Annotated in this window: 14 protein-coding genes; all 14 read left to right on the top strand. The window is 45.8% G+C overall.

Translation table 11 applies throughout. From position 1 onward, the window contains the following. Nucleotides 1-59 precede the first annotated feature (59 nt). The 14 genes from KQI22_RS10750 (at nt 60) to KQI22_RS10685 (ending at nt 21,996) form a co-directional block, all read left to right on the top strand. Nucleotides 60-590: an ECF transporter S component gene (locus tag KQI22_RS10750; RefSeq protein ID WP_216552187.1), complete on the top strand. Its 531-nt coding sequence runs from the start codon at nt 60-62 to the stop codon at nt 588-590. 5 nt (nt 591-595) lie between these two features. Further along, nucleotides 596-1,141 (top strand): TIGR01440 family protein, encoded by a 546-nt coding sequence (locus tag KQI22_RS10745; protein WP_216552185.1) that lies wholly within the window; start codon nt 596-598, stop codon nt 1,139-1,141. Nucleotides 1,142-1,216: 75 nt separating this feature from the next. Next, nucleotides 1,217-2,362, top strand: a complete 1,146-nt coding sequence (locus KQI22_RS10740; protein WP_216552183.1) for an exonuclease SbcCD subunit D — start codon at nt 1,217-1,219, stop codon at nt 2,360-2,362. Next, a complete protein-coding gene (locus KQI22_RS10735) occupies nt 2,359-5,010 on the top strand; it encodes an AAA family ATPase (RefSeq protein WP_216552181.1) in 2,652 nt (883 codons plus the stop codon). Before KQI22_RS10740 ends, KQI22_RS10735 begins: the two co-directional genes overlap by 4 nt. Before the next feature lie 157 nt (nt 5,011-5,167). After that, nucleotides 5,168-6,574: a lanthionine synthetase LanC family protein gene (locus tag KQI22_RS10730; protein ID WP_216552179.1), complete on the top strand. Its 1,407-nt coding sequence runs from the start codon at nt 5,168-5,170 to the stop codon at nt 6,572-6,574. A gap of 21 nt (nt 6,575-6,595) precedes the next feature. Further along, entirely contained in the window at nt 6,596-7,585 is a 990-nt protein-coding gene (locus KQI22_RS10725) for a PLP-dependent cysteine synthase family protein (protein ID WP_216552177.1), read from the top strand. 51 nt (nt 7,586-7,636) lie between these two features. After that, entirely contained in the window at nt 7,637-7,966 is a 330-nt protein-coding gene (locus tag KQI22_RS10720) for a YhdT family protein (RefSeq protein ID WP_216552175.1), read from the top strand. A 12-nt stretch (nt 7,967-7,978) separates the two neighbouring features. Continuing rightward, nucleotides 7,979-9,466 (top strand): sodium:solute symporter family transporter, encoded by a 1,488-nt coding sequence (locus KQI22_RS10715; RefSeq protein ID WP_216552173.1) that lies wholly within the window; start codon nt 7,979-7,981, stop codon nt 9,464-9,466. Nucleotides 9,467-9,623: 157 nt separating this feature from the next. Beyond that, nucleotides 9,624-11,999 (top strand): LuxR C-terminal-related transcriptional regulator, encoded by a 2,376-nt coding sequence (locus KQI22_RS10710; RefSeq protein ID WP_216552171.1) that lies wholly within the window; start codon nt 9,624-9,626, stop codon nt 11,997-11,999. Between the two features lie 45 nt (nt 12,000-12,044). Then, nucleotides 12,045-17,036, top strand: a complete 4,992-nt coding sequence (locus tag KQI22_RS10705) for a leucine-rich repeat protein (protein ID WP_216552169.1) — start codon at nt 12,045-12,047, stop codon at nt 17,034-17,036. Between the two features lie 142 nt (nt 17,037-17,178). After that, nucleotides 17,179-17,856 (top strand): response regulator transcription factor, encoded by a 678-nt coding sequence (locus tag KQI22_RS10700; protein WP_216552167.1) that lies wholly within the window; start codon nt 17,179-17,181, stop codon nt 17,854-17,856. Then, nucleotides 17,849-19,114: a sensor histidine kinase gene (locus KQI22_RS10695; protein WP_216552165.1), complete on the top strand. Its 1,266-nt coding sequence runs from the start codon at nt 17,849-17,851 to the stop codon at nt 19,112-19,114. The genes KQI22_RS10700 and KQI22_RS10695 overlap by 8 nt, the downstream gene beginning before the upstream one ends. A 125-nt stretch (nt 19,115-19,239) precedes the next feature. Beyond that, entirely contained in the window at nt 19,240-20,826 is a 1,587-nt protein-coding gene (locus KQI22_RS10690) for an MBOAT family O-acyltransferase (protein ID WP_216552163.1), read from the top strand. A gap of 42 nt (nt 20,827-20,868) precedes the next feature. After that, on the top strand, nt 20,869-21,996 hold the full coding sequence (locus KQI22_RS10685) for a hypothetical protein (protein ID WP_216552161.1): 1,128 nt from the start codon (nt 20,869-20,871) through the stop codon (nt 21,994-21,996). The last annotated feature ends 2 nt before the right edge of the window (nt 21,997-21,998 follow it).

Below are 21,998 nucleotides of genomic sequence, written 5' to 3'. Positions count from 1 at the left end.
AGAACCACGTGCGTGTATAATAGCCTTCAAAGAATATATTGTTTATGAGGAGGACTATTATGAATAAGAAACTTACGCTCAGTGTAACAGCAGCGATGCTTGCAGCCCTTACCTGTATTGCCACAATGGTGATCAAGGTTCCGACGATCGGAACGAATGGGTATGTCAATATCGGTGATTCTGTGGTATTATTGTCAATGTGGATTTTAGGAAATCCTTATGGTGCACTTGCAGCAGGTATCGGTTCCGGTCTCGCGGATCTGATCTCAGGCTATGGCAGCTATGTACCGGGAACGGCAGTGATCAAATTTGCGATGGCATTTGTAGGCTATCTGGTATATAAGGCAATGACAAGCGGTAAGATCCCGAAAACAGCAGCTTATATTGTCAGCAGTCTTGTAGCGGAAGCAATCATGGTAGTCGGCTACTTCTTATATGAAGCAACATTCCTGGGATACGGCGTAGCAGCCGCAGCATCTATTCCAAGTAATATGGTACAGGGCATTACCTGTCTGGTACTTGGTAATCTGCTGATTCAGGCACTGTCAAGGGTTCCTTACATAAAAGGATTGATGGTTGAAAAGAGGTAATTATCATGTATGAGGAAATTACAGCACAGGCTGAAAAGGTAACGGAGGAGATCATTGAGATATCCGGGATCAAAAAGGGTCAGATCCTCGTGGTCGGATGCTCAACAAGTGAGATCTGTGGAGATAAGATAGGAACAAACTCCAATCTGGATGTTGCAAAAGCCGCATTTAAGGGCATTTATGAGGTAGCCTGTAAAAAGGGCATTTACGTTGCAACGCAGTGCTGTGAACACCTGAACAGAGCGATCATTGTAGAACGGGAAGCAGTTCCGTTTGCGGAGATTGTCAATGTCGTACCGCAGCCCAAGGCGGGTGGTTCGCTTTCGACAACTGCTTATGAGACATTTCAGGATCCTGTGGCAGTGGAAGAGATCAAGGCGGATGCAGGGATTGATATCGGCGGAACGCTGATCGGTATGCATCTGAAAAAGGTGGCGGTTCCGGTAAGACTGGTCAACAATCATATCGGACAGGCTTATGTCTCCGCAGCGCGGACAAGACCGAAATTTATTGGTGGACAAAGAGCCCATTATGATGATACATTAAAATAAGCAATTCAGAAGACGGTGGCTTCCTGCGAAGCCACCGTTTCGTTTATGGAGAAGGGAAATCGGAGGATAATTTTTATGAAATTTTTACATACATCCGACTGGCATTTGGGGATAACCTGGAGAGGCGGTATTTCTTATCGGAAGGATCAGGAATTTATGATCCGGCAGATCTGCAGGATCGCAGCAGAGGAGCAGGTTGACGGGATTCTTCTGGCAGGAGATATTTTTGACAAAAGCATAGCATCACAGGAAGCGCTGGAATTATATGACGAGGCGATGACTGAGATCTGCAACGGGCTTCAGATCCCTGTTTATCTGATCGCGGGGAACCATGACGGCGCCCAGCGGATCGCGCAGTGCAGCGCCCTGCTTGAAAGAAGCGGGCTTTATATTGCTGGTGTACTCACCGAAGAACCGCAGAAGGTGCGAAAGGGTGATGTCGATATTTATCTGCTTCCCTGGATTTCTACGGACAAGGTGCGGTCTGTTTTTCCGGAGCAGGCAGAACAGGTGCAGTCCATGGAGGATGCCTATAAGGTTGTGCTGGACAGATATCGTGCTGATTTTACACCCGGACAGAAAAATATATTGGTTGCGCATGCATTTATTGTGAATGCACAGACCTCGGAAAGTGACAGAGCTGCGGAGGTCGGGCGTGCAACCATGGTAAGCGCGGCGGTCTTTGACGATTTTGACTATGTGGCACTGGGACATCTGCATGGGCCGCAGCAGATCGGTGAACGGATCCGTTACAGCGGAACGCCGATGGCATATTCCTTTGGCAAAGAAGAAAAGCAGGAGAAGAGTGTGACGATCCTGGATACGGATACGATGCAGCAGAAAACAGTCAGTATGCCGCAGCTGCATAAAAGAGTGACACTGACAGGAACCTTTGACGAACTGGCGAATGGTGCTTATGCAGAAGAAATCCTGCAGGGCTATGTGCGGCTGGATGTGACAGACCGTTATGTGGGGCTGGAGTCTGTGGCACTACTGCGCGAGCGTTACAGCAATCTGCTTGAGGTAACGGGCAGGGATTTTGAGCGGGAAGATGCCAGAATTACTATGTCGGTCGATGAGCTGGAAAAGGCGGATAAAGATCCGGATACAATCTTTGCAAGATACTGCGAAGATATTTTGGAGCAGGAGCCGGATGCCCACTTGAAAGCACTGTTTGACAAGGCATGCAGGACTTATGAAAAGGAGGCGGAGAGCAGATGAAACCATGTAAAGTGGAATTTCAGGCATTTGGCCCTTATGCGGGCTATGAGCTGGTGGATTTTGAAAAACTCGCCGCCAAAGGTCTGTTTCTGATCTGCGGAAAAACAGGAACGGGCAAAACAATGATACTGGATGCCATCACCCTTGCATTGTACGGAAAGAGCAGCGGCCATGGCAGGGACGATTTTGAAGCGATGCGCTGCACCAATGCGGCTTTTGATGCGACGACCTTTGTCCGGTTTGAATTTGAAAATAACGGAAATTATTACCGGTTTGAGCGCAGGCTGGAACGCAAACGGAAAAATCTGTCCGCTTCCTATATGGTCTGGCAGAAGGACGATAACGGAACGTGGACTGCACTGTTTGAAAATGCGAAGGAAAAGATGCTCAATGAGAAAGCGGAGGAGATCATCGGGCTTTCTTACGAGCAGTTTCGTCAGGTCATCGTATTGCCGCAGGGACAGTTTGAAAAGCTGCTCACTTCCGATTCGGCGGATAAGGAAAAGATCCTGACCAGTATTTTCGGGGAAGAAAAATGGCAGGCAATCGCGCAGCTTATGTTCGAGGAAGCAACGGAGCGCAGACAGCAGCTGAAAAACCTGCAGGAGCAGATCAGGAACAGTCTGCAGGAGGAAGCCTGTGAAACGCTGGAGGAACTGGAAGGCAGGATCAAAGAGAAAAGGGAAAGTCTTGCCGCGATGGAAACAGCGTATCAGGAAAGTGCCTACGAGAAGCAGAGCAAAGAGCTTCGAGACAAACTGGCACTTGTCAGCAGATTTCAGGATCTGCAAAAGGAAAAAGCCCGTGTCAGAGCATACGAAGAAAAACTGCCGGAGCGGGCAGCGCAGGAAAAACGGAGCAGCGATGCACGCCGGGCAGAAAAAGTGAGGGCATTGCTTGCCGAGCTGCATACAGCAGAGACTGCATGGACACAACGAAAGACGGCGGCACAGGCGGCAGAGCAGGAAGCCATGCTTGCAAAGCAGAATGCGGAGCAGGTACTTGCTCAGGTAACAGCGCAGCAGGAGAAAAACGCTGAGATCGAGGAAAAGAAAGCCCGGAAAATACAGTATGAGGCAAAAACGGCGGATTATGAAAGTATCGCAGTCTTAGAGCAGGCATATCAGAAGCAGCAGAAAGAGGCTGAAATGGCTTTACAGGAGGCGAAGCGTGCAGAGCAGAGTTACGAAAGCTATGCACCGAAGCTGGTCGCACTCCATAAAGCGTATGAAACCGATATGAAAGAACATCAGAATCTGCTTGCAGCATACCTGGCAGGTATTACCGGGGAACTCGCAGCTTCTCTTGTCGAAGGACAGCCATGCCCGGTCTGTGGCAGCAGACAGCATCCACAGAAGGCAGTGCGGACAGAGGCAGATACGTCCAAAGAGCGCGTAGAAGAAAAAAGAGCCGAAGCGGATGCGGTCTATCAGAAACTGCAGCAGACGATGCAAAAGCAGGAGCAGGCAAAAAAGCAGTATGAAGAAAAACAGCGGCTGGCACAGGAACTGCAGCTTGCAAAAGAAACCGCCTATACAAGACTGGCGGAAATGAAAAACAATCTGATCCCGGAGATCGGATCGCTTGCAGAGCTGCAAAAGAAATTGCAGCAGCTGACCGATGAGATCAGCAAGGACACGGAGAAGCTGCAAAGCCTGACAAAGAAGCTGGAACAGGCAAACAATACAGTTGCGGAAACAGAGGCAAAAGCGGAGCTTGCGCGTCAGGAGGAGGAGCTTGCGAAGAAGAAGCAGGAAGCAGCTATGCAGGCAGTGACAAAGGGGCTTTCGGAACATGGCTTTTCTGACGCGAAAGAAGCGGAGCGGCTGCTGCTTTCAGAAAAAGAACTGGAGGAGCTGCAACAGCAGATCGCGGATTTTGATGCGGGCAAAAAGGCGGCAGAGGAACAGGTAAAACACTTGCAGGAGGAGCTTGGCAGGCAGCAGGAGCCGGATGCGGAAGCCTGTAAAACAGAGCTGGCACGGCTGGAGAAGCAGCAGGAAACTTATGCCAAGGAAACGGCGGTTCTTGCCGAGACGATCAGGAGACTGTCGCAGAAGGCGGAAAAACTTGCGCTGGCAGGCGAAGGGCTTGAAGAAAAGCTGTTAGAGGCGGAGCAGGATCTGGCATTTGCCAAAAAACTGCGCGGAGACGCCGGAACGGGGCTGCAGAGATATGTGCTTGGCGTTTTGTTCTCCTCTGTGATAGCAGCGGCTAACCGAATGCTCTCCATGGTGCACGGCGGCAGATACCGGTTGTTCCGGTCGGATGAAAAGGCGCAGGGCAGCAATAAGAGAGGCCTCGAACTGAAAGTATACGATAAGAACAGCGAGGAGCATGAAGGGCGGTTTGTCAGTACATTATCCGGCGGAGAGAAATTTCTGGCATCGCTTGCTTTGTCGATCGGGATGTCAACGATTGCACAAAAGAGCGGGATCCGGATAGAAGCCCTGTTCATCGATGAGGGCTTTGGATCGCTCGATGAGGATTCCATTACGGATGCCATGCAGATCCTTGACAGCATCCAGCAGGCAAACGGGCTTGTGGGGATCATCTCCCATGTGCAGCTTTTGCAGGAGCGTATTCCGACAAAGCTGTGTGTGGAAGAGACGGAAAAAGGCAGTCATATCATACAGACGATTGGATAGAAACAATAGTGGCTATAGGTTGTACCTATAAGCCACTATAATTTATTTTGATTATACAAACAGGACGTAAGTATGGTAGTATTGGTTCATGATAAGAAAGTCTATTAAGATAATAGGAATTATAGGAAAGAAAAACAGAGAGAAAAGGAGAACAGCAATGATCCAGTACATACCAAGAGTTTTTAAACAATTTACAGATGAGGATTATTTAAGAGGAGCGATTGAAACCGCAAACTGGCTGAAGACGCTGGAAATTAAAACAGAGCATGGAAAGATCTGGAAGAATTTCCCGGACGGACAGAACGGCTTCGGCAGAGATATCATGTTGTTCGGACCGACCAATATTTACTCCGGTTCAGCCGGTATCGGTATTTTCTATCTGCGTTTATATGAAGCAACCGGGGACGAACAGTATCTGGAGGAAGCAAAGGCAGCAGCCAATCATATCATTTCCGTTGAGACGGATGCGGGCTGGTATGAAAAGACACTGACCTCCGATATCGGGGGTGTCATTCCGGTACCGGGCTGGGCAATCGGCTATTCTAACGGTCCGATGGGACAGGCACTGTTTTTAGATGATATTTATCAGGTGACAAAAGAAGAAAAATATAAAGCCTATGTACTGAAGGTAGCGGATGATCTGCTGGAAGCAGGCAAGTATACAGAGGACGGGCTGCACTGGAGTAATGAAGAAGATGTTGTGGCAGATGGCGGTTTTGTATTCTTCCTGGTGCAGGTATATGAGCATTTCGGCGGTCAGAAATATCTGGATGCAGCGTCCAAAGCGGCAGATTATATTGCAAAGGACGCACTGGATGCGCCAAACGGCGGTAAGTTCTGGAAACTGCTGGACCTGACGCTGATTGGCTTTGAAAAAGACACGACATTCCCGGGCTTTTCACATGGAACAGCCGGAACTGCATGGATGTTTGCAGTCATCTATAAAGCAACGAAAAATGAAAAATATCTGGAGCTGGCAAAAGAGGGTGCCAAGTATCTGCAGGGCATTGCAGTCGGGGACGAAAATGCAGTCCTGATCCCTTATCAGGATCATCCTGTTACAGGCCCGACCAATGATAAATTCTATTTAAGCAGCTGCCATGGTCCGGCGGGACATACACTTTTGTTCCGTATCCTGTATGAAATCACGGGAGAACAGGAATACCTTGACTGGTTCAAACGGATCTCCAGAGGTACGATCCGGGCAGGTGCGCCGGAAAGATTTTCCTGGGGCTTCTGGAACGCGCAGTGCCAGTGCTGCGGAACAGCCGGCATCTTGGAGCATTTTGTACATGCATATGAATTTACAAAAGATGAAGAATTTTTAGAATATGCGAAACGGACAGCCAAGGTGCTGCTTTCCGATTCCTCCGTCAGCGATGAGGCACCGGATCAGAGAAAATGGTTTGGCGCATGGACAAGAACAATTCCGGATAAGGTTGTCAGCTATGCAGGACTGTATGTCGGATCCGCAGGCTGCGCATCCGCACTGCTGAGCTTATATGCAGTAGATCACAGGATCAAGCTGACACAGTTGTTTGAATATGCACACTTCAATGATTAAGTACGGAAAGAAGGCAGAAAAATGAGTGAACGTAAAATATACAGCTCCATTGCAGAGCTGGTCGGCAATACACCGCTCGTAGAGCTTGGAAATTATGAAAAGCAGCATGACCTGCATGCCAGAGTGCTGGCAAAGCTGGAATATTTTAATCCATCCGGTTCCGTTAAGGATCGTGCAGCACTTTCCATGATCCTGGATGCGGAGAAGAAGGGGAAGATCAAGCCGGGCGATACAATCATTGATTTTACAAGTGGAAATACGGGAATCGCGCTGGCTGCTTATGCCAATGCACTCGGCTACAAATTTGCCGTTGTCCTGCAGCCCGGCGTTTCTGCAGAACGGACACAGATCCTGAAGGCATATGGCTGCACGTTTTTGGAATTTAAGGATATTCCGGGTGTTGTGGAGCTGATCAAAGAAGAGGGGCTTGTATTTGAGAAGTTTTATAACCTGATCCAGCAGTATGCGGATGCCCATGGCTATTACTATATCAACCAGGGCAGAAATCCGGAAAATCCGCTGGCACATTACCGTACGACAGGGCCTGAGATCTGGGAGGCAACAGAAGGAAAAGTGGATTATCTGGTACTTCTGGCAGGAACCGGTGGATCAATCGTCGGTATCGGCAAATATCTGAAAGAGAAAAATCCGGATCTGAAGATCATTGGCGTACAGCCTGCAAAGGATTCCTTAAAGGATCCGAATTTTCCGGAACGCAATACGATCGATGGCGTTTTAGTATTTGACAACGTACCGAAGGAAAAAGAAATCCTTTATTTCAAAGAATTCGGTGTCAGCTATGATGAGTGTCTGGAAGTCAGTGCAGATGATGCTTACGAAACGGGCAGACAGCTTGTAAAATCCGACGGTATCTTTTTAGGACAGTCCGCTGCAGCAGCTGTTTATGCTTCTTCTCTGGTGGCAAAACGACCGGAGGCAGAAGGCAAAACGATCGTAGCGATCTGTGCGGATAATGCATTCAAATATTTATCCACCAATATATATCGATAAAACAGCCAACTTAAAAAAAGATTGTGAAAACAGAAAGGAGCGCTATCTATCATGAGCAAGACAGCAAAGACACAGGTCATTGATGAAAACAGCAGAGACTATGACCTGAAAGACATTGAAAATGATCCGCGGATCACACAGACAACGAAAGAATTCTGGATCACGATGGTCTGTTACATTTGTTTTGCAGCACTGATGATAGCCAACCTGCTTCTGCTTTCGGGCAGCAGCGCTACCGTGCTTGGGTTTCCACTTTGGATCTTTCTGGAGATTCTGATCATCATTGGTTTTGTGGTCATGGTTATCATTCTGGCAACATTTGTTTATCAGGATATGGACATCACACCGGATGGTAAACTTCATAAAAAACAGGATCGGTAGGAGGAAAGCAAAATGGATCTGAGTACAAAACAAAGAACGATCATTATCGTGGTATTTGCCCTGTATACAGCAGCACTTCTTTTATACAGCATTGTGACCAGGAAGGCAATGCAGAAAGGAAAGGGCGATTACTTGTCTAAATTTTATACAGGCGGCAGAAGCGGCGGTATTATCATTACTGCGATGATGGTGTCCGCGGGTGTCGCAGGCGCAGGTGTATTCATGGGTGTTCCGGGCTTTACCTATACATATGGTGCAACCTGGATGGTCTGCTGCTTTTTCTCCATCGGATCCAATCTGATGGTACTCGGCCTTCTGGGAAAACGTGTCGGTATCGTAGCCAGAAGGACAAATTCCCAGACCTTTATCGAGCTGTTCATGAACCGCTATAATAACAGTAAGGTGGTTGGCATTTTATGCGGCGTTTCGACGCTATTCTTTCTGGGCGGTTTTGCTGTTTCCACGATCACAGGCGGCGGGCGGATCTTCCAGATCCTGACTGGTCAGGACTATCGGATCGGACTTGCGATCTTTACCGCACTGGTCATCATTGCAGCATTGACAGGCGGTATCAAAGGTGTGGCAAGTGCTATGGTCATTCAGGGAATCGTCATGACGATATCTGTCCTGCTGTTATTCATCATGGGTGTAAACAGCACAGGACTGTCCTATACACAGACAATCCAGTCGCTGATGCAGACAAATCCGGACTGGTTCAAGCCGGACGCCAATGCCCTGCAGACGACGATATCCTATGCAATCCTCTGGGGCATCACAACCTTTACACTGCCGCATGTGACAATGACAGCGCTGACCTATAAGGATACCAAAACACTGCACAGAGCACTGAAGATCGGAACCGCTGTTGTGGCGATCTGGCTGCTTGGCTTAAACGGGCTCTGCTTTATCACGAAATACAGTTTCGCAGAAGGCACACTTGCAACCGCAGACCTCGCGATCCCGACACTGGCTGTCAAGGTCATGCCTGCATGGGCAGCGGGACTGGTGCTGGCGGGCGTGAGCGGCGCAGTACAGTCCTCTATGGGTGGTATGGTCGTATCGCTTGCGGGAACAGTTGTCAGTGATCTTTATAAAAATATTTTTGATAAAGATGCAAAGCCGGAAACGATCAAGAAATTGAATGTGGCGGCAATCCTTGTCGTATCCATTGTGATCTTCCTCTTGGCAAGTAATCCGCCACAGCTTCTGGCACAGCTTATTACCTACGCCACGGGCGGTCTGACTGTCGTATTCTTCCATGTCGTCCTTCTTGGGCTTTTCTGGAAGCGGGCAAATGAATATGGCGCGGTTGCGGGAATCGTGAGTGGTATATTGTTATATTTCCTGATCGATAAAGGAATTCTGGCGATCTCGTTTGGTTTTAATGCCTGCATTATGGCAACACTGCTTTCAACGCTGATTGCAGTGATCGTAAGCTTACTGACACCGAAGACACCGTACGGTATTATCCGGACATGGTTTGGACGTGCAACAGAATAGATAATAGTTGATTTTGCGATTTCCCACATGGAATTTACCAAAACTATCCTTTTGGTTAGTTCCATGTGGGAATATTTTTTGTTACAATGAATAAAATTATGTATCGGTGAGGACAGTCGTACATAGTTTTATTGTGTGAAAGGGGTTGAGACTGCGTATGTCAGAAGAACGAGATGGGTTTTATGTCTTTCCCGAACGGGCAAAGGCAAAGCTGCGAAAAGCATATACGGAAAAACAGCCGGTTTACATTTACGGAATGGTCGGCTACGGGAAAACTGCACTTGTGGAGCAGTTTCTCGGGAAAAAGAAATACATATACTTTGATGCGGCAACATCACCCCTAGCCTGTCTGGAAGCTCTGCATACGCAGTCGATACTGGTGGTGGACAATCTGCAGTTTCTGGAGGATGAGTTTGTCAAAGACCGTCTGCTGGAGCTGATCAGACAGCCTGATCTGTGGCTTATCTTTATTTCCAGATCCAAATGTCCGAGCTGGCTGATCAGTGCTTATCTGAAATATCGGAGCTTCTGCACGATCACCGAGACAGATCTGGAGCTTTCCGAAGAAGAAATACGAAATTACATAAAAGGAAGAGGAATAGAAGTTAGCGGTGCAAACGATATCCGGTTTGTACAGTCTTATTGCAGAGGGCATGGACTTGCCATCCGTCTTCTGTGCGATCAGGCACTGATCGAAGGAAGACCGGAAGCGGGACAGGATGTATTTGATCTCGATCTGTTTGAACGTTCCAGACTGGTATTCTGGGACTATGTGGACAGAGAGGTCTATCAGAAATGGGATGACGAGCTGATCGATTTTATTATGAAGGTCAGTATTGTACAGGAGTTTACACTGGAACTTGCCACAGCGATCTCCGGCAGTGCAAGAGCACGCTATTATCTGGAGGCGGCAGTCGGTGTTGGCAATTTTGTGAAAGTGGAAAAAGGAATATACCGTTTTGAAGAAAATGTAGTACAGAGTATGGAACGCAGACGTTATCTAAAGCTAACACAGGAGCAGGTCTATGAGCTGTATTATAATGCCGGTCTGTACTATCGAAAGCACGGGCAGGTCATGCAGGCACTGGAGATGTTTCAAAAGTGCCACCATGTCGGGCAGATCAGCGAGATACTGATTGAGAATGCAAAATATAATCCATCGATCACGTACATATACGAACTCAGGAAATACTATCTGGAAATGGATGAGAAGGCTGTGCAAGACAAGGTGGAGCTGATCGCGGGACTGTGCATGATTCAGTCATTACGTCTGAATGTAGAACAGAGTGAATACTGGTACAGCGTTTTGCGGGAAAAGGAACGACAGTCAGAAGGAAAGACAAAGAGGCTTGCCAAAAGCTATCTGGCATATCTGGATATTGCGCTTCCGCATCGCGGAAGCAGTAATATTGCAGAGCTGATCAAAAAGTCAGCGACTCTGCTTATGAACCGTGAAATTTCACTGCCTGAGTTTTCCGTTACGTCCAATGCTCCAACGATGATGAATGGCGGTAAAGATTTCTGCGAATGGAGCAGACGTGATAAAGAGCTGGCAATTACACTTGGGAAGATCGTTCCGTTTGTACTTGGAAAAGCCGGAGAGGGTCTGGTGGAACTGGCACTGGCAGAAAGCAGCTTTGAAAAGGGATTGGACGATTATGAGGTTATGCGGCTGATCGCAAAAGGACAAATGAAAGCAGATGCAGCAGGCAGACTGGAGCAGAGTTATGTAGGAGCGGGGCTGATGGCAAGGCTGCATTTATATAACGGACATCCGGAAGATGCAAGAGAATTGCTGGTGTCCTTTCGGGAACGGGCGATCGCAGAGGAAAAACAAAAGATTGTATGGAATATTGAAAATATGCTCTGTCAGATTGCTATGTATACAGAGCAGAAAACAGAGGTAGATAACTGGCTTTTGCAGGCTCCGGATGAGAATCAGGAATTTTATTGCATGGAGCGGTACCGTTATCTGACAAAGGTACATATTTATCTGGCGATGAAACGATATGATGCGGCAAATGCACTGCTGCAGAAACTGCTGTATTATGCCCAGATGTATGGCAGGACATATATTCAGATGGAATGTGAGCTCCTGGATGTGCTCCTGCAAAAGGAACTGGGACTGCCGTGGGAAGATCATTTTCAGAAACTGCTCAGTCAGGCAGAAAGCTATGGATTTACCAGAGTCATTTCACAGGAAGCAGGTATGGTATACAGGCTGTTGAAGGTTAAAAACTGGACATTCCGGGATAACAGCTATAAAAAGCGGCTGTTTATGGAGTCGGAGAAGATGGCAAAGCAGTATCCCGGCTATATGAGTTTTCAGGGAAAGCTGGAGGAGCCGATTGAGGATAAGGCGCTTCAAATCCTGAAACTGCAGGCACTGGGATGTTCCAATGAAATGATTGCGGAAGAACTGCATATCAGCGTCAGCACAGTCAAATATCATTGCAGGGAGAATTACAGGAAACTTGGTGTCAACGGAAAGGCAGCGGCGATTGCCGAAGCAAGAAAGCGGCGGCTTATATAAAAGGGTAAAAAAATTCAGATAGAAAAAGTGTAAAGGAGAAAAAGAATGAAAGGAAATGGGAGAATCAGGAAACAACTGCAGGCATATTTATGTATGCTGGTTTTGTCGGTTCAGTCACTGACACCGGTCATGCAGGTATCCGCAGAAGAAGTGACAACAGTGGATGTGTCTGCACAGACAGCACAAGCAGACGAGACGGAACCGAAAAATGGAGGGGATGCTGCGACTGTATCAGAGCCGGGAATCACGCAGGGGATACCAACTTGTGATATCACAACGGGAACGCCGGATGAAGCAGACGGATGGTCTTTCAGCAATGCTGCGGATCAAGGTTATCAGCAGGTAACCATTCACAAGAATGGTACATATCGTCTGACAGGAAGCAATGCAGAAACAGGATATAATTTTTATATCAAAGTAGAAAGTGGGCTGGATGATGTAAAACTTATTTTTGATGATGTAGTGATCTGTAATACATATAATGGATCCCCTGCTCCGGCGCAGACAACGGAAGCGCCGGCGGTAACATCGGCAGCACCAGTACGGACAACAGAGGCACCGTCGCAGACAACAGAAGCGCCGGTAGGGACAACAGAAGCGCCGGTAGAGACAACGGAAGCACCGGCATCGGTAGAGACAACAGAGGCACCGGCATCGGTAGAGACAACAGAGGCACCATCGCCGGTACAGACAACAGAGAATCCGCCGCCGGTACAGGCAGAAGAAGTACAGACACAGGCAGATGCTGCCGGTATGGTACCAAGCGTACAGGCGTCAGGAACATCGCAAGCGACGCCTGTGTATGGCCCTGACTATGTAAATATACAGGCTGAGCAAACCCCTCTGATCATTGGCAGTGATACAAAGGTAATTCTGCAGGGAAAAGCAACATTACAGGGAAAAAAATATACTTTGCATTCGGTCTGGGGGGATGAAGGCAGCTGTATTACATTTGAAGAAGGAATTTTCAATATATCGTGGGTATCCACAACAGTTATAAAATTTGAGAATGCGCTTGTATTTAATTGTACTTTGTTGCAACAGGACTATTCGGAAAAAGAATGGGAACAGATGGGCTTTACAATGTTTTCAGAGAATCTGGATCTGGAAAGTGTATGGATCAGTGGGCAAAAATATGATGTAAGCGGACTGGGTATACAGGGAAGACCTGGCTGGATATCTGTGGCGATGAATCTCCAAAAGGCAAAAACGATCGAGTTTTTGTTTGATGGCGGAATTTTATACAGTTATCGTTATTCCATAGCAAAGCTGCAATATCAGCAGGTTGCCCCTATGCAGGAGCATTGTACGGTTATTTATGAGGAGGAAGGCTATGAAGTGGGCAGGTGCTATTGTGTGCCGGGCGGAAACGTGGAACTTTGGCCTTCCAATCGGGAAGCGCAGATGCAGTATATGGTAAAAGAAACCGGAGAGAACTTTGATGGCAGAAATGTGACACAGGATATGACAGTACAGCTTCTGCCGGATACTGCATATGGGATTGATGTGACGATCAATGGGGAGGTAAAACAATTTCCGAAGGGATCTTCTCTGCCGGAAGGTTATTGCTATATTGAGACAGATAATGATGGCAAGTATAAAGATACCTATGACTGCAGAGTGGGAAAAGAAAAGGTTGTGATTAACGAGCCTATGACTTTGTTGGCTTTGCAGTATGGAGACAATGCAGATCATCCGGAATATCTGATTGATTCGGCAGAAAGTCTGAAGACCTATGTATTCTTATCAAAATATGGTCACATAGAGGGAGAGAATGTACGTGCAGCAGACCTGAAGCTGACACAGGATATCACAGTAGACTTTATGCTGGAGTATTTTGAGGGAAGTCTGGATGGGCAAAACCACACGATCACACTTGCACTGACAGAGGATAAAACGCATGAGGATTCTATAGTCGGTCTGTTTCAGAATCTGAACGGAACAGTCAAAAATCTGACTGTCGATGGCAGTATGGAGGTAGAAGATGAAAGTATCACGGTCGGTGGTCTTGCCGGTTATGTAGGAGAACAGCTCTTGATCAGCAACTGCAGATCTGATGTGAATATCCGTGTGTCAGGAAAAAATATATATGCAGGTGGATTAGTTGGACGGACTGATGGAAGTGTGCAGATCAGTGATAGTAGTATGAATGGTACAGTGACTGCAGAGGGCGGCGGCTCTCAAATGAGTTATATAGGAGGTATGATTGGATGTATAGATTGGGGCAGAGGTGTGATTGAACGCAGTCATGTAACAGGTTTTATAGATGTAGGATCGATATATACGATTGCATCTTCAATAGCCAATGAATCACATAATGCGGATGGGATGGAGATACGTAACAGTTATGCCAGTGGAGAGATCAGACGCGGTAGAACCGGCGATAGTAGAATTCTGATATATGGCCTTGCCTTTGCGGAGGTGCGGGAAGCAGGTGCAGGCGGAACAGGAAATAAAAAAGGAACATTGACCAACTGTTATGATTACAGCGTAGTGAGAGATTCAACCGATGGAACTCTTGATGATCATATAACAGCCGGAGGTCCATTACAGACGGATAACTGCTATTATGCGACAGAGCAGTGTGCAGAACAGACGGGAATGACGGGCGTGACAGAAGAACAGATTAAAAATGGCGCGTTATGTTATATGTTAAATCAGGGTAAGACGAAGGAGTCGGTCTGGTATCAGACAATCGGTGCAGATCTATATCCTGTAACGGAATCGGAAGGGCACGCAGTTGTATATGGGAAAACGGACAGCGAAACGGAAGAGATGCATTATGGAAATGCAGAAGGAACGGTTGTCCCTGCGGAACAACACAAATATCAATATGTTAAAATGTACTGGGAGCGGGAAGAAGAACCTGTAAAAGCTTGTGGCATTTTCCGCTGTGAAAACTGCAAGAAGCAGGATGAAAAAGATGCAGAGGTAACAGTGGAAAATATCGAACCTGACTGTGAAAATACCGGAAAGATCATTTATACGGCAACGGTGATCAGGGATGGTAAAACCTATACAGACAAAACAGAAGAAGTTGTTCCTGCAACCGGCCACAAGTATGGAAAATGGGAACTGAATATATCCGGAAAAGGAGTGAGAGTTTGTCAAAATCCGGGCTGTGGTAAGAAGGAATTATGCGATCATGGGATCACCATAACGGCGCTGGATGGTACACCCGCTAATGCTTCAGCAGAGAACGCTAAAGAAAATTATAATAATCTGTTTGATCATAATATGACCACAAAATGGTGTCTGCATGATTGTAAAGATGCTTATGTGATCTTTGAAACATCGGTAAGCATTGCACCGGAAGAATATATTCTGACTACAGCAAATGATAATAGTAATAATCCGGGCAGAAATCCGAAATCATGGAAATTATATGCTATGAATGCAGATACCGCACCTTCCAGATATGCAGCCGGATGGACGGAACTTGCTTCTGTTGAAAACGATGCGAAGATGGAGGATAGGAACTACACAGAATATAGGTTTTATATGACAAAACCTGCAGAAAAATACCGCTATTTTAAACTGGAAATCGAGGGACCGCATGAGAACGGTGATGGTATCATGCAGTTATCCGAGATCAGGTTATTGCCGGAAGTTGATACGCGCAAAGAGTCCGTATCAGCAAATGACTGTATTTTGACAGATTATGAAGCAACCATTTGTAATATATGCGGATGTAATCTTTCAGATAAGCAGGAAACGGAAAAGCATGATTATGTAAATGATGTGATCGTACCGGATATTCAGCTGGAAAGTGAAGCAACCTGTACGAAAAAAGCAGCTTATTATGCAATCTGTTCAAAATGTCATAAACTGAACCTGAATACTGTATTTGAATACGGAGAAACGAAGGCACACAGCATCGGCAGTGTGGAAGGATATCGCTGGAATACAGATAACAGCTGCGATCTGCGGTATACGTGTGAGGAATGTGGTAAGTTATTCTCCGAGAAAATGGACGTTACAAAAGAAGTATTGCAGGAGCGTACCTGTATGCAGAATGGAAAATTGATTTACAGGGCTGTTTTGGAAGAAAACGGAAAAGAAATCGGAAAAACCGAAAAGTCGGTTAAAATTCCCGCATATGGTCATGCGCTTGCAGGCGATAAAATAGAATTTGCCGAAACAACAGGAACAGATGGTAAGCGGACAGTAACTGCTAAGCTGCCAATCCATTGCAGCAATGATAACTGTACTTATGAGCAGCTTATTCCTGCTACGGTAGAGGAGGGTAAGAATACAGCAACCTGCACAGCAGACGGTGTGATTCCATATACGGCAAAGGTAATCTGGAATGCACAGACTTATACGGATATTTATCAGGTAAAGACGACAAAGCAGGGACATAAGCTGAAGAATCATGTGCCACAGAAGGAGGCAACACAGACTGCTGAAGGTGTGAAGGAATACTATACCTGTGTCGGCTGTGATCAGAAATTTGCAGACAGGACACTGACAAAGCCTGTAACAGATGCAGAGCTTGTTATCCCGAAGCTGACACCTGCGCCAAGCAAAAAACCGGTGCCAAGCCCGCAGCCGAGCTCCCAGCCGAGTCAGAAGCCAAGCCCGCAGCCGAGCAAGTCTCCACAGCCGGAAGTGATCAGGCAGAAGGACGGTTCCGGTATTACGATTATCAATAAGAAGAAAAAAGAAGTCAGTTATACAGGGGCAAAGAAAACAAAAACATCACTGACAGTCCCTTCAAAAGTAAAGATCGGTAAGAAGACTTATCAAGTAACAAAGATTGTCGACGGTGCATTCAAAGGAAACAAGAAACTGAAAAAGCTTACTATTCCGAAAAACTGCAGCTATATCGGAGCAGAAGCATTTGCCGGCTGTACGAAACTTAAAACATTGACGATCAAGTCTAAAAAGCTGACAGAGAAAACAGTGGCTGACCATGCATTTAAAGGAATCAGTAAAAAAACAGTTATTAAAGTGCCAAAGAGTAAGGTGGATACATACAGAAAACTGTTCAGAGAAAAAGGATTAAACAAAAAGGTTAAGATCAAGGCAATCTGATAATGCCCTTTACCACATAATGCAGGAAAGACCGGGTCATAGGATGATCCGGTCTTTTCTGATGACTGATTTTAACTTCTCTTTAAGTAGCTGTTTTAAAGTAAAAAAGAATGTGCTAACATAAAGCCTTGGGAGGCGGAAAATGAGATTATTACTTGCAGAAGACGAAAAGGAACTGGCAAGGGCACTTGTGACGGTTCTGACATATAATCATTACTCTGTAGATGAAGTGTATGATGGTGAGCAGGCGCTGGCTTTTCTGGAAAATGGCAGCTATGATGGTGTGATTTTGGATATTATGATGCCAAAACTGGATGGGATCTCTGTCCTGAAAAAGATCAGGGCACAGGGAAATCAGGTTCCTGTTTTGATCCTGTCTGCCAGATCTGCACTGGAGGATAAGGTAAATGGCTTGGATTGCGGCGCAGATGATTATCTGACAAAGCCTTTTGCAACAAAGGAACTTCTTGCACGCGTACGGGCGATGACAAGGCGCAGAGGAGATACACTGGAGCCTAATTTATCGTTTGGGGATCTGGAGCTTTCCGCAACTTCCTTTCAGCTTGGCCGCAAGGGGAAATGGGTATATCTTGCCAACAAAGAATATCAGATGATGGAGATGCTGTTGAAAAACCCAAAATGTGTGCTTTCCGCAGAACAGTTTATAGAAGCAATCTGGGGTTATGAAAGCAATGTGGAATATAATGTGGTCTGGACGTATATTTCCAGATTGCGCAGGATCTTAAAGCAGCTTGATTCCCATACGGTTATCCGAACTGCAAAGGGAATCGGGTTTGCATTGGAGAAAGATGATGATTAAGCAGTTACAGAGACGGTTTATTAATATTGCAATGCTCTCCTTCTGTATTGTGGTTTTTTTGATCGTAGGTCTTACGAATGTGTTGAATTACGTGCGGGCGAAAAAAGAAATTGAGGAAAATCTGTCAGTTGTACTCGAAAATCTGGATGTGATCCAGCAGACGGAAAAGAACTGGAAATGGAGCTACGGACGAAAGGATACAGAGGATAATTATATCTATGCGGAGGATGCGGATACAAAGGAAGATATCGATGCCATTTTAAGCGGTGTCCGTTTTTTTACAGTAACACTGGATGCGGATGGAAATGTAATCAAAACGAACACGCGAAATACCAATACGGTAGATGCTGAGCGTGCCTCGGAGATTGCACTTGATCTTTATCAGAAGGGGAAAAAAGACGGGTACGGAAAGTATAGCCGGTATAAGGCAATTTCATCGGGAGACAATCTGATCTATGTTTTTGTAAATTGTAAGCGGAAACTGCGGGAATGCAATAATTTCCTGAAAACCAGTCTGATCAGCGCGATCATAGAGCTGATCGCGGTATTTTTTCCGGTATATTTTTTCTCCAGGTCTGTCGTCAGACCACTGCAGGAAAGTGTGGATAAACAAAAAGCATTTATTACAAATGCGGGGCATGAGCTGAAAACGCCGTTGACGATCATAGATGCAAATACGGATGTGATCGAATTGACAAGTGGGGAGACAGAATGGACGAAAAGCATCAGGAATCAGGTATTGCGGCTGACAAAGCTGACGGAGGAAATGGTCAGCCTGACAAAGCTGCAGGAAGTAGATCAACTTACCAGTCCACAGAAAATACAGCTGTCCGCTCTTTTGCAGGAAGCCTGTGAACAGTTTGAAACAGTTGCCAAAACACATGGAAAAGAACTGGTGTGGGAGCAGCAGGAAACTCTCTGGGTGTATGGAGATGAGGCAATGCTGGAACGACTTTTTTCCATACTGCTGGATAATGCCATCAAATATGCAGATGAAAAATCTGTGATCCGTGTTACTGTAAGGAAAAACGGCAAATATACACTGGTGGAAGTCAGAAACCAGGCAGAAAATATGAAAAAGGGTAAACATATGGATCTGTTTGAACGGTTCTACAGAGCAGATATTTCCCATAATTCCGCAACCGGCGGGCACGGGATCGGATTATCCAATGCACAGGCTATCGTAGAACTGCATAGAGGGAAAATAACTGCCTACAGCCCGTCTGACGGTGAGATCTGTTTTCAGATTCGTCTGTAAGCAGGTTGAAAGCAGAAAATGTACCGGGATTTAAGTTGTGTTTAAGTTAGATATTTATACTTGTTTAAGTTTAAACATGTATATGTAAGGGATATCATAAATTACGAGTTGGAGGAAAGATACAGATGTCTGTTGTATCGTATTCATTTTTACTGTTTTTATTGATTGTATGTCTGGTCTATTATATCATACCGAAAAAATGGCAGTGGGTCGTTCTGCTGGCTGCGGGTATTGTATTTTATGCGGCTGCGGGTGTATCCTATCTGGCGGTAGTGGGGCTGACAGCACTGGTTGTGTACGGTTGTTCGCTTCTGATGCAGAAAAATCTGGATCAGCAGGCGCTTTTGCTGCAGGATGTTGATCGTAAAGCTGCCAGAAAGATCAAAAATGAAATGAAACAAAAGAGAAAGAGAGTGCTTGTATGCGGACTGATTGTCGTCATCGGTATTCTGGTGCTTTTCAAGGGCAGCGATTTCCTGATCGAGAATGTGAATGTTCTGCTTTCTCATACCGTACATAGACAGATCAGTGCATGGAAGCTGATTGCACCTCTCGGTATTTCTTTTTACTCTTTTATGATGATCGCCTATCTGGTTGATTTGTATCATGGCAAGATCAATGCACAAAAGAATTTTCTGAAATATCTGACCTATGTATTGTATTTTCCGCATATCACACAGGGACCGATCGGCAGATATGATCCGCTCGGGACAGAAATGTTTGCAGAGCACCGGTTTGATTATGATATGTTTCGGAAAGGCATATGGCTGATGATCTGGGGCTATTTCAAAAAACTCGTGATCGCAGACCGCATTGCGCCTTTTGTATCAACGGTGATCAAAAATGCGCCGGACTATTCCGGTCCGATCTTTCTGGTTATCGGTATTGTCTATTCCATCCAGATCTACTGTGATTTTTCCGGTTGTATGGATATTGTGCGCGGCTCTTCCGAATGTCTGGGAATCCGTTTAAAGGAAAACTTCCGCCGTCCGTATTTTTCACGCAATATGCCTGAGTTCTGGCGCCGTTGGCATATTTCACTCGGTGAATTTTTCCGGGAAAATGTATTTTATCCGGTTTCAACTTCTGCGTTGTTTCTGAAATTGAATACGGCAGGCAGAAAACGGTTTGGAAATGAATGGGGCAGAAACATTGCTTCCTGCCTGCCTATTTTGTGTGTCTGGATCTTGACCGGTGTCTGGCATGGGGCAAACTGGAATTATATCGGATGGGGTGTTTATCATGGTATTTTAATCTGTTTATCTGCCATGTTTGAACAACCGATCAAAAAGCTGATGGAGAAGGCAAAGATCAATACGGATCATATGGCATTTCAGGTATTCCAGATGCTCAGAACTTTTTTCCTGTGTCTGATCGGAAGACTGATCTTCCTCGGAAACGGACTTTCCGATTCCTTTTATATGATTGGTTCTGCTTTCAGCAGACCGCAGGCTGCTTATACAATGAAATTGTTTGTGCTGCGCAGGAAGGAGTGGGCCTTTGCGCTTGTCTGTATGCTGCTCCTGCTTGCAGTTTCGATCGCGCAGGAAATATTGGAACGCCGCGGGATCAATATGACGATCCGTGACTGGCTGGGAAACAGGAATGTGATCTTCAGAGGTGCTGTGCTTCTTGCAGGTATTCTGCTGATCCTCTGCTTTGGTATTTACGGAGCAGGCGCAGGTGCGACATTTATTTATGAACAGTTTTAAATGAGCTGACAGGATTTTTGAGTATAGATAGAGAGGAACAAAATGAGTACGACAAGAAAAAAAGTGCTGAAGACAGTGGCAGGTATTCTGATTTTTCTGTTTCTGCTGACAACGATCATCAATCTGCTTGGACCGCTTTTAAGACCGGAAGGACAGGATTTTGATGGCTGGCATTATTTTTATGCAGAAGATAATAATACGATCAATGCGGCAATGATCGGGTCGAGTGCTATGTACAGATACTGGATTCCGGCGCAGGCATATGAAGAGCAGGGCTTTACATCGGTGATGCTTTCACAGTCCTGTCAGAATATCAGAGCGGTTCCTTATATTATGGAGGAAACACTGAAAAGTCAGGATGTGGATCTGTTTGTGGTAGAGGTCAGACAGGTAGTGGTAGATCTGGCATATGACGATGAAATGACAGAGGAAGAAAAGGAAAAAGAAAATTATTATCTGAGTATTCTGGCTTCCGGTATGAAACAATCTCCGACCAGAATCAGGATGATCCATAATCTGTTACTGAAAACTGAAACCGACAATGAACTGGAATGGCAGATCCCGCTTTTGAAATATCATGAGAATTTTTTTGAAATCGCAAGAGAGGACTGGATCAACAGATTATCTGAGGGAAAGAGCCTGTATAAGGGACTGCGTGTCAGGACGACGGTAGATCCACAGGTAAAACCGTCGAGATTTCCGGACGTGGAAAATGCCACCTTTGAACTGCCGGATAAAGGAAAGCAGTACATAGAGGATATTGTAAAGACTGCTGAAAAGTATGGGAAACAGGTACTTTTTGTAGCAACACCATATATGTATTCCGAGGCACGTTTCCCTTATCAGTGTGCGCTTAATGCTTATATGGAGGAAAAGGGATATCCATATCTGAATCTGGATGATAAGCAGACAAGACAGATCATCAATCTGGATTACGGTGTTGATTTTTATAATCCGCGCCATGTCAATTATGTCGGTGCGGAAAAGATCACCTCTTATCTGGCAGCTTATATGAAAGAGCATTATCAGTTTTCGGATAAATTGAATGAAAAACAGAAAAAGGAATGGGATCATGCAGTGTCTGCATGGGATAAGAAGGAACTCCAGTACAGGCAGGAATGGGAAGAAAACTGTAAGCAGGCATCTGCAGTCGGTACTTCTGAAGAATAGGA

This window comes from Kineothrix sp. MSJ-39, from assembly GCF_018917935.1.
Lineage (GTDB): Bacteria > Bacillota > Clostridia > Lachnospirales > Lachnospiraceae > CAG-194.
Note: the sequence above shows the minus strand (reverse complement) of the source record. Positions and strands in the feature narration are given on the sequence as shown.